We start from the raw sequence: 13,863 nt of genomic DNA, 5'->3' as shown, positions 1-13,863 counted from the left end.
TGCGTGACCGCACCCCCGGACCGGGGAGAGGCTCAGTCGGTGGTCAGGTCGACCACCACGGGGGCGTGGTCGGAGGCGCCCTTGCCCTTGCGCTCCTCGCGGTCGATGAAGGCCCCCTCGACCCGCTGCGCCAGGGCCGGTGAGCCGAGGCAGAAGTCGATCCGCATCCCGCGCCGCTTGGGGAAGGCCAGCTGCGTGTAGTCCCAGTAGGTGTAGGTCCCCGGACCGGGCGTGTGCTCGCGGGTCACGTCGGCATACCCCGCCCCCTCGACCGCGGCGAAGGCCTCGCGCTCCGCAGGGCTGGTGTGCGTCCGGCCCTCGTAGTACTCCACCGACCAGACGTCGTCGTCGGTCGGCGCGATGTTCCAGTCCCCCATGAGGGCGACCTGGGCGCTGGCGTCCTGCTCCAACCAGCCGCGGCCGGCCTCCCGCAGCGCCCCCAGCCACGCCAGCTTGTAGTCCAGGTGCGGGTCCTGCAACGACCGGCCGTTCGGCACGTAGAGGCTCCACACCCGCACGCCGCCGCAGGTCGCCCCCAGCGCCCGCGCCTCGACCGCGGGCTCGGCGCCCTCCGGTACCCACGCGGGTTGACCGGGGAACTCCGTGGCGACGTCGGCCAGCCCCACCCGGCTCACCACGGCGACGCCGTTCCACTGGTTCAGCCCGACGTGCGCCACCTCGTACCCCGCCTGCTCGAACGGCAGCAGCGGGAACTGGTCGTCCCGGCACTTGGTCTCCTGCAGGGCCAGCACGTCCACGTCGTGCCGCTCGAGGAAGGCGACGGCCCGGTCGACCCGGGTCCGGATGCTGTTGCAGTTCCACGTGGCGATGCGCATCCGGCCAGCCTAGGCGCCCGACGCGGAGGGCCCCGCCGTCCCTCCCATCCGTCGCCCGGGCGGCGACGAATCCCCGACGGCAGGAGATGCCGTCGCGGTGACAGGCTGGGTGTCTCGGACTCGACCGCAGGAAAGGTGACCACCATGGTCATGGGACTCCCGGTGCACCCGTTGCTCGTGCACTTCGCCGTCGTGCTGCTGCTGCTCGCCGGCGGCGCCCAGCTGCTCGTCGTGCTGGTGCCGCGGTTCCGCCGATGGTTCGGGTGGGGTATGCCGCTGCTCGCCGTCGTCGCCGCGGTGGTCACCCGGGTGACGCAGAGCTACGGCGACGTCCTCCTCCAGACGGTGGGCAGCAGCCAGGTCCTGCAGGAGCACGGGGCGTGGGGGGTGCGTGCGGGCCTGGCCGGCATCCTGCTGGCCGTGCTCAGCGTCCTGCACTGGGTCGCGACGTCGCCGTGGGGGCGGTCGCACTGGGCGGCCCGCTGGCCGGAGAGGGTCGGCACGGTGCTCGGTGCGCTCGCCGCCGCGGCCGCGGTGTGGGCGGTCGTGGCGGTGACGCTCGCCGGCCATACCGGCGCCACCTCCGTCTGGGGCGGCTAGCGCCACGGCTGCGGCAGGAGCGCCCGACTTGACGTAGCCGCTGCGATTGATAATGATTCCCACAATGCATAAACGACTGCTACCCATGACCGTGGCCGCCTCGCTCCTGCTCGCGGGATGTGCCACGGAGTCCACGACGTCCGGTGCCGGGGGTGCGGAGCAGGAGGCCGACGCCGCCGGCACGGAGGACGCAGGTTCCGAGAACACCGGGGCCGAGGACTCCGCCGACCCGACCACCGAGGAGGAGGACTCCACGGGCGAGTCCGAGGCGGCCTCGACCGTCGAGGCCAGCGGCCCCAGCCCGCGGCTGGCGGTGACCTACGACGGCGGCGTCATGGTCCTCGACGCCCTGTCGCCCGAGGTCGAGGGGGAGATGGAGGCCGAGGGCTTCGTCCGGCTCAACCCGGCCGGTGACGGTCGGCACCTGTTCCTCACCGAGGGCGACGCCTTCCGGCTGCTGGACGCCGGGACGTGGAGCGAGCCGCACGGCAACCACAACCACAGCTACACCACCGCGCCGCAGCTCACCGACCTCGCGGCGGAGGGCTCCCACCCCGGCCACGTGGTCCGGCACCACGGCACGACCGCGCTCTACTTCGACGGCGCCAGCCGGATCGACCTGCTCGACCCGGCGGAGCTGGACGCCACCGCGGGCGAGCTGCCCGTCACCGAGTCGATCGACGTGGAGGACCCGCACCACGGCGTCGCGGTGCGCCTGGAGGACGGGTCACTGCTGCAGACCGTCGGCACCGAGGACGAGCGCACCGGCGCCATGGTCACCGGCCCCGACGGCGAGCAGGTCGCCATGACCGACGAGTGCCCGGGCGTCCACGGCGAGACCGTCGCCGAGGGCGAGGCCGTCGTGCTCGGCTGCGAGGACGGCCCGGTCGTCTTCGCCGACGGCAGCTTCAGCAAGGTCGAGGCTCCCGACGACTACGCCCGGACGGGCAACGTCGCCGGCTCCGAGGAGTCGCACGTCGTCCTGGGCGACTACAAGGTGGACGAGGACGCCGAGCTGGAGCGCCCGGAGCGGGTCGCCCTCATCGACACCGACACGGCGCAGATGCAGCTGGTCGACCTCGGGACGTCCTACAGCTTCCGTTCCCTGGCCCGCGGACGGGAGGGTGAGGCCCTCGTCCTGGGCACCGACGGTGAGCTGCACGTGATCGACCCGGAGAGCGGGGAGATCACCGAGGAGATCCCGGTCGTGCAGGAGTGGGAGGAGCCGATGGAGTGGCAGCAGCCGCGGCCCACCCTCTTCACCATGGGGCAGTTCGCCTACGTCACGGAGCCGGCCTCCAGCGAGATCCACATCGTCGACCTGGCCACGATGGCCGTCATCGACTCGGCCACCGTGCCGCACGAGCCGAACGAGCTGTCGGGCGTCACCGGTGACGTCGAGCTGGAGGACGCCCACGAGCACGAGGGTGAGGACCACGACGGTGAGGACCACGACCACGAGGGCGAGGACTCCTGATCAGGGGCGCGTGATCTGACGGACGGCACGCAGGTATGCCGCACGGACGGCCGGGGCCGCCAGCGCCGCGAGGGCGCCGGGCACCCCGGCCACGGCATACTCCTGCTCCCACCGGAGCCGGGTGTCGGCACCCGCCGGGCGCAGCGTGACCTCGATGCGGCCGGTGAGGGGGCGGCCGACCTTCTCGATGACGGCGTGGTCGTGGGGCTCCCACCGCCGCACGACCATCTCGTCGTCGATCCGGACCGGGCCGAGGCGGGTCCGGGCGACGAAGTCGGCCCCCGGACCGAGCGGGCCGCCGAGGGTGGTCGTGAGGGGGATCGCGGCGGTGTGCCGGTCGAGGTCCCACAGCCGCTCCCACACCTGCGCGGGCGCGCCGGGCACCAGCACGTCGAACCAGAACCGGGCCATGCGGCCAGCCTAGGCCACCCCGCGCCACCCGCCCCCCTGCACCGGACGCGTGCTCCGTCGACACCGGACGTGTGCTCCGCCTGCACCGGACGCGTGCTCCGCCTGCACCGGACGCGTGCTCCGCCTGCACCGGACGCGTACACCCGCCGACGCGGTGGTCCGGAGTGACCTGACCGCGCGTCCGGTGCCGTGCCTACGATGGCGGGTATGAGCACGCCGGCCCTGGGAGCACACGTCGAGCAGACCGACCCGATCGCCGAGGCGCGGGCGCGGCGAGCGCCGCTGGTGCAGTTCTTCCTGGGGGACCCGCAGGGTTACCAGGGGCCGGAGATCCGGTATGCCGGTGGGGCCGACGCGCTGCGGGCCGACGCCGAGGAGGCGGGGGTCGACCTCTACGTCCACGCGCCGTACATCATCAACGTCGCCACGCTCAACAACCGCATCCGCATCCCGTCCCGCAAGCTGCTGCAGCAGCACCTCGACGCGGCCACCCAGATCGGCGCCAAGGGCCTCATCGTGCACGGCGGCCACGTCAACGCCAAGGACGACCCGGAGAAGGGCTTCGACAACTGGCGCAAGGCCGTCGAGTCGCTGACCTTCGGGGACACCCCGGTCCTCATCGAGAACACCGCCGGCGGCGACAACGCCATGGCCCGCCACCTGGACCGCATCGCCCGCGTCTGGAACGCGGTCGGTGCGGCCGAGGGGGCCGAGCACGTCGGCTTCTGCCTGGACACCTGCCACGCCTGGGCGGGTGGCATCGAGCTGGGAGACGCCGTGGACCGGGTGCGCGCCATCACCGGGCGCATCGACCTGGTCCACGTCAACGACTCGCGGGACGCCGCGGGCTCCGGCGCCGACCGGCACGCGAACCTCGGCGCCGGACAGGTCCCGCCGGACGAGCTGGCCGACGTCGTGCGGGCCGCCGGTGCGCCCTCCCTGGTGGAGACCCCGGGCGGCGCCGACGAGCACGTCGCGGACCTCGACTGGCTCCGCGAGCACCTGTAGCGGACGCGGGTCCGGGCCCGCGCCTCGCGCGCGCCCGGCCACGACCTGCCCGGCCCTGCAGGGGAGACAGCGGCATACCCTGAGCCCATGGGAACAGCGCTGGTGACCGGGGCCTCCGCCGGACTGGGACGGGAGTTCGCGGCGCAGCTCGCGCGCCGCGGCCACGACCTCGTGCTGGTGGCGCGGGACGAGGGGCGGCTGACCGCGCTCGCGGACGAGCTCATCGCCCGGCACGGCGTGGCCGTGGAGGTCCTGCCGGCCGACCTGTCCGACCGCGCGGCCCTCGGCCGGGTCGCCGACCGGGTCGCCGACCGCGACCGCCCGGTGGACCTGCTGGTCAACAATGCCGGGTTCGGGAGCCGACGCGGTTTCGTGCGCGGGGACCTCGCCGAGGAGGAGGCGGCCCTCGACCTCATGGTGCGTGCGGTCATGGTGCTCTCGCACGCTGCCGGCGGTGCCATGCGCGAGCGTCGCCGGGGAGCGATCCTCAACGTCTCCTCCGTCGCCTCCTTTGCGGTCATGGGCCACTACTCCGCGATCAAGTCCTACGTCACCGTCCTCTCCGAGGCGCTGGCGACCGAGCTGGCCCCGCACGGGGTCACGGTGACGGCGCTGTGCCCCGGCTTCGTGCACACCGAGTTCCACGACCGGGCCCAGATGAACATGTCGCGGCTCCCGGACGCCCTCTGGCTGGACGCGTCCGACGTGGTGCGCGCCGGGCTCGACGACGTCGCGCGGGGCACCGTGGTCTCGGTGCCGTCCGTGACCTACCGGTCCCTCGTCGGGTTCCTGCGGGTCGCGCCCCGCCGGGTGACGCGCGGGGTCGCCGGATCCCTCGCCGCCCGTCGGCGCCCTCGCGACCCGCAGGGATGACCTCCCGCAGCCGGTGGGCCGTCGCCCTCGCGGTGCTGCTCGTCAGCGGCGGCGCGCTGGTCTGGCAGGGCAGCCACCGGCAGGTGCCCCTGCACCAGGAGACGGCGACCCGCGACGCGTGGGGGCGCCTGGTCGAGGTGGCCCCCGGGCGCTCGGCGGACGGGTGGCTCCCGCTGTCCTCGGACCCCGCCACGGTGCCCCTCGAGGTCTCCGTGCTCTCCGCCCGCGAGGCCGGACGGCAGGCGTGGCTCGCCTCCGGGTGGCTCCCCGACCCCACCGACCCGAGATCAGGGATGGCGCGTGCCGCCCTGGCCGACCTGCATACCCTCACCGCGCCCACCGGCACCGCCCCCGGCGCCGTGCTCGCCGGTGCGTCCCCCGCCTGGCAGTACGTCTGGCCCCGGGACGCGAGCTGTGTGGCGGTGGCGCTCGCCCGCACCGGGCACCAGCAGGACGCCCTGCTGACCCTGCTCCTGCTGCAGGACCTGCAGGCCGACGACGGCTCGATGCAGGCCCGCTACCTGCCCGTGGGGGACGGCACGGTGCCGGACGACCGGGAACCCCAGGAGGACGGGCCGGGGTGGGCGGTGTGGGCGGCCGCCGCGGTGATCGAGGAGGGTATGCCGTCGATCGGGGGCGACGGCGCCGCCGGTGACACCGGTGGCGGGCGGGGGACGGTCGGCCCGGCAGGAGCGGACGGGCAGCAGCAGGTGGCCGAGCTGCTGACCCCGCTGGTGGTGCGCTCGACCGGGCGCCTCCTGGACAGGCTCGACCCGCGGACGGGCCTGCCCCGGCCCTCGCCGGACTACTGGGAGCGCCCGGAGGAGGAGGTCACGCTGGCCATCGCGGCCACCGCCCTCATGGGCCTGGAGGCGGCGGCCGACCTCCACGCCCGTGGGCTGGTGGGCGAGCAGGCGTGGAGCTCGGCCGGGATCGACCCCGGCCTCCTGGCGCCGACGGCCGCCGACCTGCGGGCGCAGATCGGCGACGCCTTCGGGCCCCGGTTCCCCCGCCACGTTGGCGGCCGCCCGGACGCCGCGGTGACCCTGCTGCTGCCCCCGTTCGTCGACCTGCCGGTCCCAGGGGCCGACCGCGCGCGGCTGCGGGCGCAGGAGGCGCAGCGGCGCCCGGCCGGTGGGGTGGCTCCCGGGGCCGGGTGGCGCAACGACGGCGTGTCCTGGACCCCGCAGACGGCGCTCCAGGCGGTCGCCGCCGCACACAACGGCCATCCGTTGGAGGCAGCCCGCTGGCTGGACTGGTTGGACGCCCACCGGACGGCGGCGGGATCGCTGCCGGAGAAGGTGCTGCACGACGGCGACCCGGCGGCCGTGGCCCCGCTGGGCTGGACCGCCGCCCTCGTGCTCATCGCCGAGCGGGCCCCCGCGCCCTGACGGTCGGCCACGGGGACCCGCCCTGGCGCTGGCTAGGCTGGGCGCCATGACCCCACGCGACCGCCTGCTCCGCCACATCACCGACCTGGCCGTGGTGCACGGCAGGGTGACGCTGTCCTCCGGCGCGGAGGCCGACTACTACGTCGACCTGCGCCGGGTCACCCTCCACGGGGAGGCCGCGCCCCTGGTGGGCGAGGTCATGCTCGACCTCGTCGACGACCTCGCGGTCGACGCCGTCGGTGGGCTGACGATGGGGGCGGACCCCGTGGCCGCCGCGATGCTGCACGCCGCCGCGCACCGGGAGGGGCCCGCGCTGGACGCCTTCGTCGTCCGCAAGAGCGAGAAGGCCCACGGCCTGCAGCAGCGCATCGAGGGGCCCGCGCTCGCGGGGCGCAGGGTCGTCGTCGTCGAGGACACGTCCACCACGGGCAGCTCGCCCCTGACGGCCGTCGAGGCGGTGCGCGACGCCGGGGGAGAGGTGCTCGCCGTCGCGGTCATCGTCGACCGGGACAGCGGCGCGCGGGAGCGCGTCGAGGAGCAGGGCGTGGAGTACCGGGCGGCCTACTCCCTGGCAGACCTCGGCCTCACGGGCTGAGCGCCCCGGCGGCACGTCCGACGGCCGCCGCGGCCCTCAGCGCCGGCGTCGGTCCCAGTGCGCGAAGCCCGCGGCCCGCGCCGCGTCCTCGCTCTCGAACCACACCTCGGCGCGCACACCCTCGTAGCTCGGCGAGTCCGGGGTGTGGAAGAGCATCGAGCCGGTGTTGCCCTTGACCGACCACCCGGCCGGACCGGTGCCGTCCTCGAGCGGCTCGGCGGACCCGGCCCCGTAGATCGACTCGGCGAAGACCGGAGCCCCGACCTCGGCCTCCGTCGGCGGCTCGTCGGTCACCGCAGCCTCGGCGGGGGGCTCCTCGGCCACCGGCTCCTCGACCACGGGCTCATCGACGACGGGCTCCGTGGCGACGGGCTCGTCGACGACCGGCTCCGTGGCGACGGGTGCCTCGCTGGTGGGCTCGGTCGGCGGGACGTCGGTGTGTGCGGTGTCCGGGGTGACCCAGGTCTCGTCCTGGCGCTGGTCGGTGCCCGAGGCCTCCGTGGAGGCCGTGTCCGGGGTCACCCACGTGTCGTCGTGCCGCTCGTCGGCGACGGTGGTCTCGGTCGTGGAGGCCTCCGGAGCGACCCAGGTGTCGTCGGAGACGGGGGCGTCGGCCGGGGCGGTGTCCGGGGCCTCCCACAGGTCGCCCTGACGCTGGTCCTCACCGGGGCTCGCCGCACCGACGGCGCCCGCGGCGCCCGCGGCACCCGCGGCACCCGCGGCGCGCGCCGTGTCCGCGCTGTCCCACCCGTCGTCCTGGGCCGTCGGCTCCTCCGCGACGGGCGTCGACCCGTCGGTGAGCGGGGTGACCGACCCGTCCCCGCCGGGGTAGACGTCGGCGTCCATGTCGGCGCCATCGTCCTGCCGCACCGAGCCGTCGTCGTCCAGCACGACGGCCTGCCCCTGCTGCGCACGGTAGGTGGTGGCGTCGTCCCCGACCGGGTACTCGTCGGCGGGCGCGAGGTCCGGGGAGGTGGTGTCCGGGGAGGTGGTGTCCTGCGCGGCGAGGACCTCCTCGGCGGTGAGCGGCTCGGTCGTGGGCTCCTGGGCAGCGGCCGGGTCGGTGAACTCGGGCGCCTCGGCCTCGCGCGGCGCGGCACCGTTGCCGACGGAGGTCGGCTCGTCGGCGACGTCCTGGTCGCCGACCGGCTGGTACGCCGGCTCGGCAGGCCCCTGCTGCTCGTCCACCGGCTGGTGGGTCCCCTCCAGGGAGCCGTCCTGCTCGTCGACGACGGGGGCCTGAGGCGGCTCCTCCGAGGCGTCCTGCCCGTCGGCGGGGACGTAGGCGTCCTCGACCGCCGGCTCGGCCGGCTGCGCGTCGTAGCGCGACTCGGTCGGCGCCACCTGTCCGTCCTCGACGGGGGCCGCCAGGTCGGCGGTCCCGTCGGGCTGCTGGTGGGTCTCGCTGCCACCCACGGGCTCGGCCAGCGGTGCCGGCCCAGTCTGCCCGAGGGCCGCGGTGGGGTCGCCGGGCTGCTCCGCGGACGGCGGGACGGCCTCCGCGTGCTGGCCGTCCCGGACGTCCGTCACGGCGCCACCCCGGTCGTCGCGGCCCGCCAGCTCGTCGTGGTCGCGGGCGTCCAGCACTCCCTCGCCCTCGCCGTCGTCGCCGGGGCGGCGCAGCAGCCAGAAGACGACGATGCCGACGAGCAGCAGCAGCAGGATCAGCAGGATCCAGGTGGTGGAGTCCATGGTGGTGCCTCCGTTCGGCGGCCCGGTGCGGCCGCATGTCGGTCGGTGGCGGGCTGCTGCCCGCGACCCACCCCACCGTAGTGCGAAATGCGCAGGTCGGCCACGGCAGAGCGCCGTCGCGGTGCCACAATGCTGCGGGTGAGCGAGTCGACCGATCCTCCGGTGGGCGTCGGTCCGTGGGAGGGGCCGTGGCCGACCCGGGAGTCGGGCGACCTGCCGGCCCACCTCGACCCCCACCTGCTCGAGGCCGGTGACCGCCGCAACGTGGTGGACCGCTACCGCTACTGGCGGCAGGAGGCCGTGGTCGCCGACCTCGACACGCGGCGCCACGGGTTCCACGTGGGGATCGAGAACTGGGGCCACGACTTCAACATCGGCTCGGTCGTGCGCACCGCCAACGCCTTCAACGCGGCGGCCGTCCACATCGTGGGCCGGCGCCGCTGGAACCGGCGTGGGGCCATGGTCACCGACCGCTACCTGCACGAGCACCACCACCACGACGTCGCCGCCCTGCTGCGCTGGGCGGCGGACCGGGGCCTGCCCGTCCTCGGTGTCGACAACGTGCCGGGGTCGGTGCCGCTGGAGGGGTATGCCGTGCCCCGGGACTGCGTCCTCCTGTTCGGCCAGGAGGGCCCCGGGCTGAGCGCGGAGGCGGTCGCCGGATGCGTGGACGTGGTGGCCATCACCCAGCACGGGTCCACCCGCTCGCTCAACGCCGGGGCGGCCGCCGCGATCGTCATGTACCACTGGGCGCTGCAGCACGCCGGCGACCTGACACCATGAGCGCATGCGCCGACACCTCTCCGCCGACCTGACCGCCACCGTGACGTCTCCGGTCGAGGCCACCCTCGGGGTCACCGTCGCCGAGCAGGTGACCCGGCAGGACGAGTCCTTCTCCGTGACCCTCGACGGCCAGGAGGTCGAGGTCCAGGACGTCGTGGACGAGGTCTCCGGCACCCGGTGGCACGTCCTGCGGGACGTGGCGCCGGGGGAGCTGAGCGTCAGCTACACCGCGACGGTGAGCGACGGCGGCGCCGTCGCCGGCGTGAGCCCGCTGGAGCGGGTCCGCTACGTGCGACCGAGCCGCTACGTCGACCTGGACCGGCTCGAGGCCGTCGCGCGGGCCGAGGTCGGCGACGTGGCCGGTGAGCAGGGTGTCCTGGACGTGGCCAGCTGGGTGCACGACCACATCCGCTACGTCGTCGGGTCCTCGACGGTCACCGACGGCGCCAGCGACACCTACCTCGCCCGCAAGGGTGTCTGCCGCGACTTCGCCCACCTGACGCTCGCGCTGCTGCGGGCGCGCGGCATACCGGCACGACTGGTCGCCTGCTACGCCCCCGGGCTCGCGCCGATGGACTTCCACGCCGTCGTCGAGGCGGCGGTCGAGGACCGGTGGGTGGTGGTCGACCCCACCCGCCTGGCCCCGCGGCCCTCCCTCGTGCGGATCGGCGGCGGTGCGGACGCCAGCGAGACGTCCTTCCTCACGGTGCACTCCGGCGGCCTCAGCTTCAACACCCTGCAGGTCAGCGCGGTCGTCGACGGGGACCTCCCCGCCGACGACCACCTGGGCACGGTGACGATCGGCTGACCGCGGGGTCAGGCCCGCAGCGCGGTGAGCTCCACCTCGACGAACATCGAGCTGCTCTTGGTGCCGGTGTAGATGCCGCGCAGCGGCGGCACGTCGCCGTACTCACGGCCGCGGGCCACCTCGACGTGACGCCCGCCGGGCTGGATGGCGTTGGTCGGGTCCATGCCGACCCACTCCCCGTCCCACCAGCGGACCCACGCGTGCGACTCCCCGGTGTAGGGGGTGCCGATCTCCGGCTCCCTCGCCGGGAGCAGGTAGCCGCTGACGTAGCAGGCGGGGATGCCGACCGCGCGGAGACAGCCGATGGTGAGGTTCGACATGTCCTGGCACACGCCGGAGCGGTTGGCCCACGCCTCGGACGCGCGGGTGTGCACCCCGGTCGAGCCGGAGACGTACTCCATCTCGTCGTGGATGAGCTCCACCACCTCGCGGGCGCAGTCGCCGGGGGTCGCGCTCCGGCCGGCGATCTCCTCGACCCGGGCCTTGAGCTCGTCGGGCGGCTCGACCATGGGGGAGGTGAGGAGGTACTCGCTGAGGTCGTCGAAGACCTCCGGGTCGCGGACCGCCTCCCAGCTCAGCCCGTGCCCGGTGACCTCGGGGCGCTGCACGTCGACGGTGGCCGAGGCCGTGACCGCCATCCGCGGGTGCGGCTCGTGCACCTCGAACTGCGTCACCGTGGTGCCCCAGTAGTCGGTGTAGGTGTTGGTCCACGCCGTGGGCGAGATGTCGACCTTGGTATGCAGCACCGCCTGGTGCAGGGTCGAGCGCGGCGACATCCGGGCCTCGTTGAAGGAGTGCGAGGCCATGCCGGCGTACTCGTAGCCGGTGCGGTGCACGATACGGAGCAGCATCAGCGCACCCCCGCCCGCCAGACGGACGCGCCGGCGCCGTCGAAGTAGTGGTCGGACACGGCGTCGTTGACCGCGCTGCAGGTGCGTTGCAGCCGGCTCATCCGCTCGGGCAGGTGGGCCATGGTCTCCTCCAAGGATCCGAACTCCAGCTCAGCACGGGCCCGGCCGAGGGCTCGCAGCGCCTCACCGGTCAGCCCGACCCGACGGCCGCCGGTGGTGGCCTCGAGCGAGGCCAGCGCCTCCTCCGCGGCCTGCAGGGACACCAGCACCGACCGGGGGAACATCCGGTCCAGCAGCAGGAACTCCGCCGCCTGCGCGTCGGTCGCCGCGCCCCGGTAGGTGCGGATGAACGCGTGGTGCGCGCCGCAGGCGCGCAGCGTCTGCGTCCAGGCGTACGGGCTGTCGGCGTTGTAGGCCGCCGACTCGATGATGCGCGAGGTCATGTCGACCCGCTCCAGCTGGCGGCCGAGCATCATGTACTGCCAGCCCTCGTCGTGGGTCATCGTCGTGTCCGCGATGCCTCCGACGACGGCGCAGCGCTCGCGGACCAGCTGGCAGGCGCGGTGCGCGGGCACGTGCTGGAGCCGGTTGCCGCGCATCATGTTCCACGTCGTGTTCACCGCCTCCCACATCTCGAGGGACACGGTCTCCCGGGACCGGCGGGCACTCTCGCGGGCGCCGTAGAACGCGGCCACCATCGAGGTGAGCGACGTCTCGTCCCAGCCCAGCAGCTGCAGCACCGTCTGGTGGTCGGGGCTGGCCTCGCCGTCGATGCCCATGACCCGCAGCAGGACCTCGCTGGTGGCCTCCTCGTCGACCACCGGGTCCTCGAGCAGGAGGGTGAGGTGCACCTCGAGCAGGCGCGAGGTGTCCTCGGCGCGCTCGAGGTAACGGCCGATCCAGAAGAGCGACTCGGCGATCCGGCTCAGCACGACGCCACCTCCTGGTCAGTGCGCTGCTGCTGCTGTTGCTGCTCCTGCTCGGCGGGCTCGGCCTCCGAGCGCTTGAGCGCCACCTGCGGGGCGGTGCCGATCTGCACCTGGCGCTGGGTCCGGGGCTCGACCCGGGTGCGCCGGCCGTCGCCCGAGAGCACCCAGGTGTCCTTCGAGCCGCCGCCGCGGCTGGAGTTGACGATGAGCTCGCCCTCGCCCAGCGCGACCCGGGTGAGGCCGCCGGGCAGGACCCAGACCTTCTCCCCGTCGTTGATCGCGAACGGGCGCAGGTCGACGTGCCGCGGGCGCAGCCCGTCCTCGACCATCGTCGGCACGGTGGACAGCTGCACGACCGGCTGCGCGATCCAGCCGCGGGGCGAGGCGCTGACCGTCTCGCGCAGCTGGTCCAGCTCGGCCCGGCTCGCCTGGGGTCCGATGACGATGCCCTTGCCCCCGGAACCGTCGACCGGCTTGAGCACGAGCTCGTCGAGCCGGTCCATGACCTCCTCGCGGTGGGTGGGGTCCTCCAGCCGCCAGGTGTCGACGTTGGGCAGGATCGGCTCCTCGCCCAGGTAGTAGCGGATGATGTCCGGGACGTAGGAGTACATGAGCTTGTCGTCGGCGACGCCGTTGCCGACGGCGTTGGCGATGGTGACGTTGCCCGCGCGGGCCGCGTTGAGGACTCCCGGGCACCCGAGCACCGAGTCGTTGCGGAAGGCAACCGGGTCGAGGAAGTCGTCGTCCACCCGGCGGTAGATGACGTGCACCGGCTGCAGCCCGTGCGTCGTCCGCATCATGACGCGCCCGCCCTGGGTCACCAGGTCGCGGCCCTCGACGAGCCGGCAGCCCATGAGGCGCGCCAGCAGCGAGTGCTCGAAGTAGGCCGAGTTGTAGGGGCCGGGGGTGAGGACGACGACCTCGGGGTCGGTGATGCCGGAGGGTGCCGCCGCCCGGAGCGCCCGGAGCAGGCGGCTGGGGTATGCCGCCACCGGCCGGATGCGGTGCGTCCCGACGACCTCGGGCAGGGTCGAGGTCATGGCGCGGCGGTTCGTGAGGACGTAGGACACCCCGCTGGGGATGCGCACGTTGTCCTCGAGCACCCGGAAGGCGCCCTCGCCGTCCCGGATGAGGTCGATGCCCGAGACGTGCACGCGGACGCCGTTGCCGGGCTGGATGTCGAAGGCCACCCGGTGGTAGTGGCTGCTGCTGGTCACGATGTGGCGGGGGATCACCTTGTCCGTGATGATCTGCATCGGACCGTAGATGTCGGCCAGGAAGGCCTCGAGGGCCTTCACCCGCTGGGCCACCCCGGCCTCGACGTGGGACCAGGTGTCCGCATCGATGACCCGGGGGACGATGTCCAGCGGGAAGGGTCGTTCCTCACCCTCGAAGTCGAAGGTGACGCCCTGGTCGTGGTAGCTCTTGCTGACGTACTCGCCGCGGTTGCGGACGTCCTCGAGGCCGAAGGTGTCGAACTGCGTCGAGATCTGCTCGTAGCCGGGTCTGACGCCTCCGTCCGTCGAGACCGTCTCGTCGTAGATGGACGGCGTGGTCGGGTAGTCGGTGAACGCGCCAGTCATGGCGCAACCCTAGAGGAGAGCACCCG

The 13,863-nt window shown here is 74.0% G+C and carries 14 protein-coding genes; 8 read left to right on the top strand and 6 right to left on the bottom strand.

Translation table 11 applies throughout. The features are described 5' to 3' along the window. Positions 1-32: 32 nt before the first annotated feature. Positions 33-836 (bottom strand): exodeoxyribonuclease III, encoded by an 804-nt coding sequence (locus AVL62_RS13530; RefSeq protein WP_058892178.1) that lies wholly within the window; start codon positions 834-836, stop codon positions 33-35. Between the two features lie 144 nt (positions 837-980). Between AVL62_RS13530 and AVL62_RS13525 the strand changes: the two genes are divergently transcribed. After that, on the top strand, positions 981-1,436 hold the full coding sequence (locus AVL62_RS13525) for a DUF2231 domain-containing protein (protein ID WP_058892177.1): 456 nt from the start codon (positions 981-983) through the stop codon (positions 1,434-1,436). Positions 1,437-1,521: 85 nt separating this feature from the next. After that, the gene (aztD, locus tag AVL62_RS13520; protein ID WP_058892176.1) at positions 1,522-2,913 is read left to right on the top strand and encodes a zinc metallochaperone AztD; all 1,392 of its coding nucleotides are present in this window, start codon (positions 1,522-1,524) and stop codon (positions 2,911-2,913) included. Here aztD and AVL62_RS13515 read toward each other — a convergent pair whose 3' ends face one another. After that, the gene (locus AVL62_RS13515) at positions 2,914-3,324 is read right to left on the bottom strand and encodes an SRPBCC family protein (RefSeq protein ID WP_058892175.1); all 411 of its coding nucleotides are present in this window, start codon (positions 3,322-3,324) and stop codon (positions 2,914-2,916) included. 207 nt (positions 3,325-3,531) lie between these two features. On the opposite strand from AVL62_RS13515, the gene AVL62_RS13510 reads away from it, so the two are divergent. From AVL62_RS13510 to pyrE, 4 genes are all read left to right on the top strand, one after another. Further along, positions 3,532-4,332 (top strand): deoxyribonuclease IV, encoded by an 801-nt coding sequence (locus AVL62_RS13510; RefSeq protein WP_083518958.1) that lies wholly within the window; start codon positions 3,532-3,534, stop codon positions 4,330-4,332. Between the two features lie 87 nt (positions 4,333-4,419). Beyond that, positions 4,420-5,205 (top strand): SDR family NAD(P)-dependent oxidoreductase, encoded by a 786-nt coding sequence (locus tag AVL62_RS13505; RefSeq protein ID WP_058892173.1) that lies wholly within the window; start codon positions 4,420-4,422, stop codon positions 5,203-5,205. Further along, positions 5,202-6,596, top strand: a complete 1,395-nt coding sequence (locus tag AVL62_RS13500; protein WP_058892172.1) for a hypothetical protein — start codon at positions 5,202-5,204, stop codon at positions 6,594-6,596. The genes AVL62_RS13505 and AVL62_RS13500 overlap by 4 nt, the downstream gene beginning before the upstream one ends. Positions 6,597-6,642: 46 nt before the next feature. Next, the gene (gene pyrE, locus AVL62_RS13495) at positions 6,643-7,191 is read left to right on the top strand and encodes an orotate phosphoribosyltransferase (protein WP_058892171.1); all 549 of its coding nucleotides are present in this window, start codon (positions 6,643-6,645) and stop codon (positions 7,189-7,191) included. 36 nt (positions 7,192-7,227) lie between these two features. Here pyrE and AVL62_RS17350 read toward each other — a convergent pair whose 3' ends face one another. Next, the gene (locus AVL62_RS17350) at positions 7,228-8,883 is read right to left on the bottom strand and encodes a hypothetical protein (RefSeq protein WP_058892170.1); all 1,656 of its coding nucleotides are present in this window, start codon (positions 8,881-8,883) and stop codon (positions 7,228-7,230) included. Positions 8,884-9,012: 129 nt separating this feature from the next. On the opposite strand from AVL62_RS17350, the gene AVL62_RS13485 reads away from it, so the two are divergent. Both AVL62_RS13485 and AVL62_RS13480 read left to right on the top strand, forming a co-directional pair. Then, positions 9,013-9,666, top strand: a complete 654-nt coding sequence (locus tag AVL62_RS13485) for a TrmH family RNA methyltransferase (RefSeq protein ID WP_058892169.1) — start codon at positions 9,013-9,015, stop codon at positions 9,664-9,666. A 4-nt stretch (positions 9,667-9,670) separates the two neighbouring features. Beyond that, complete coding sequence (locus tag AVL62_RS13480) at positions 9,671-10,474, top strand: transglutaminase-like domain-containing protein (RefSeq protein ID WP_058892168.1); 804 nt, start codon at positions 9,671-9,673, stop codon at positions 10,472-10,474. A gap of 8 nt (positions 10,475-10,482) precedes the next feature. Here AVL62_RS13480 and AVL62_RS13475 read toward each other — a convergent pair whose 3' ends face one another. The 3 genes from AVL62_RS13475 to AVL62_RS13465 are packed head-to-tail and all read right to left on the bottom strand — an operon-like array spanning position 10,483 to position 13,837. After that, on the bottom strand, positions 10,483-11,325 hold the full coding sequence (locus tag AVL62_RS13475) for a transglutaminase family protein (protein ID WP_058892167.1): 843 nt from the start codon (positions 11,323-11,325) through the stop codon (positions 10,483-10,485). Then, positions 11,325-12,257, bottom strand: coding sequence for an alpha-E domain-containing protein (locus tag AVL62_RS13470; protein WP_058892166.1), 933 nt, complete (start codon positions 12,255-12,257; stop codon positions 11,325-11,327). The genes AVL62_RS13475 and AVL62_RS13470 overlap by 1 nt, the downstream gene beginning before the upstream one ends. Continuing rightward, positions 12,251-13,837 carry a circularly permuted type 2 ATP-grasp protein gene (locus tag AVL62_RS13465; RefSeq protein ID WP_058892165.1) on the bottom strand — a complete coding sequence of 529 codons (1,587 nt, stop codon included), beginning with the start codon at positions 13,835-13,837 and terminating at the stop codon, positions 12,251-12,253. The genes AVL62_RS13470 and AVL62_RS13465 overlap by 7 nt, the downstream gene beginning before the upstream one ends. Positions 13,838-13,863: the final 26 nt, after the last annotated feature.

It is taken from the genome of Serinicoccus chungangensis, from assembly GCF_001483745.1.
Lineage (GTDB): Bacteria > Actinomycetota > Actinomycetes > Actinomycetales > Dermatophilaceae > Ornithinicoccus > Ornithinicoccus chungangensis_A.
This window is presented reverse-complemented; position numbering and strand designations above follow the sequence as displayed.

Coding starts and splice junctions, on each gene's coding strand:
- AVL62_RS17350 (WP_058892170.1), bottom strand. CDS start 8,883: ATGGACTCCACCACCTGGATCCTGCTGATCCTGCTGCTGCTGCTCGTC.
- pyrE (WP_058892171.1), top strand. CDS start 6,643: ATGACCCCACGCGACCGCCTGCTCCGCCACATCACCGACCTGGCCGTG.
- AVL62_RS13465 (WP_058892165.1), bottom strand. CDS start 13,837: ATGACTGGCGCGTTCACCGACTACCCGACCACGCCGTCCATCTACGAC.
- AVL62_RS13475 (WP_058892167.1), bottom strand. CDS start 11,325: ATGCTGCTCCGTATCGTGCACCGCACCGGCTACGAGTACGCCGGCATG.
- aztD (WP_058892176.1), top strand. CDS start 1,522: ATGACCGTGGCCGCCTCGCTCCTGCTCGCGGGATGTGCCACGGAGTCC.
- AVL62_RS13525 (WP_058892177.1), top strand. CDS start 981: ATGGTCATGGGACTCCCGGTGCACCCGTTGCTCGTGCACTTCGCCGTC.
- AVL62_RS13505 (WP_058892173.1), top strand. CDS start 4,420: ATGGGAACAGCGCTGGTGACCGGGGCCTCCGCCGGACTGGGACGGGAG.
- AVL62_RS13500 (WP_058892172.1), top strand. CDS start 5,202: ATGACCTCCCGCAGCCGGTGGGCCGTCGCCCTCGCGGTGCTGCTCGTC.
- AVL62_RS13530 (WP_058892178.1), bottom strand. CDS start 836: ATGCGCATCGCCACGTGGAACTGCAACAGCATCCGGACCCGGGTCGAC.
- AVL62_RS13510 (WP_083518958.1), top strand. CDS start 3,532: ATGAGCACGCCGGCCCTGGGAGCACACGTCGAGCAGACCGACCCGATC.
- AVL62_RS13515 (WP_058892175.1), bottom strand. CDS start 3,324: ATGGCCCGGTTCTGGTTCGACGTGCTGGTGCCCGGCGCGCCCGCGCAG.
- AVL62_RS13480 (WP_058892168.1), top strand. CDS start 9,671: ATGCGCCGACACCTCTCCGCCGACCTGACCGCCACCGTGACGTCTCCG.
- AVL62_RS13485 (WP_058892169.1), top strand. CDS start 9,013: ATGCTGCGGGTGAGCGAGTCGACCGATCCTCCGGTGGGCGTCGGTCCG.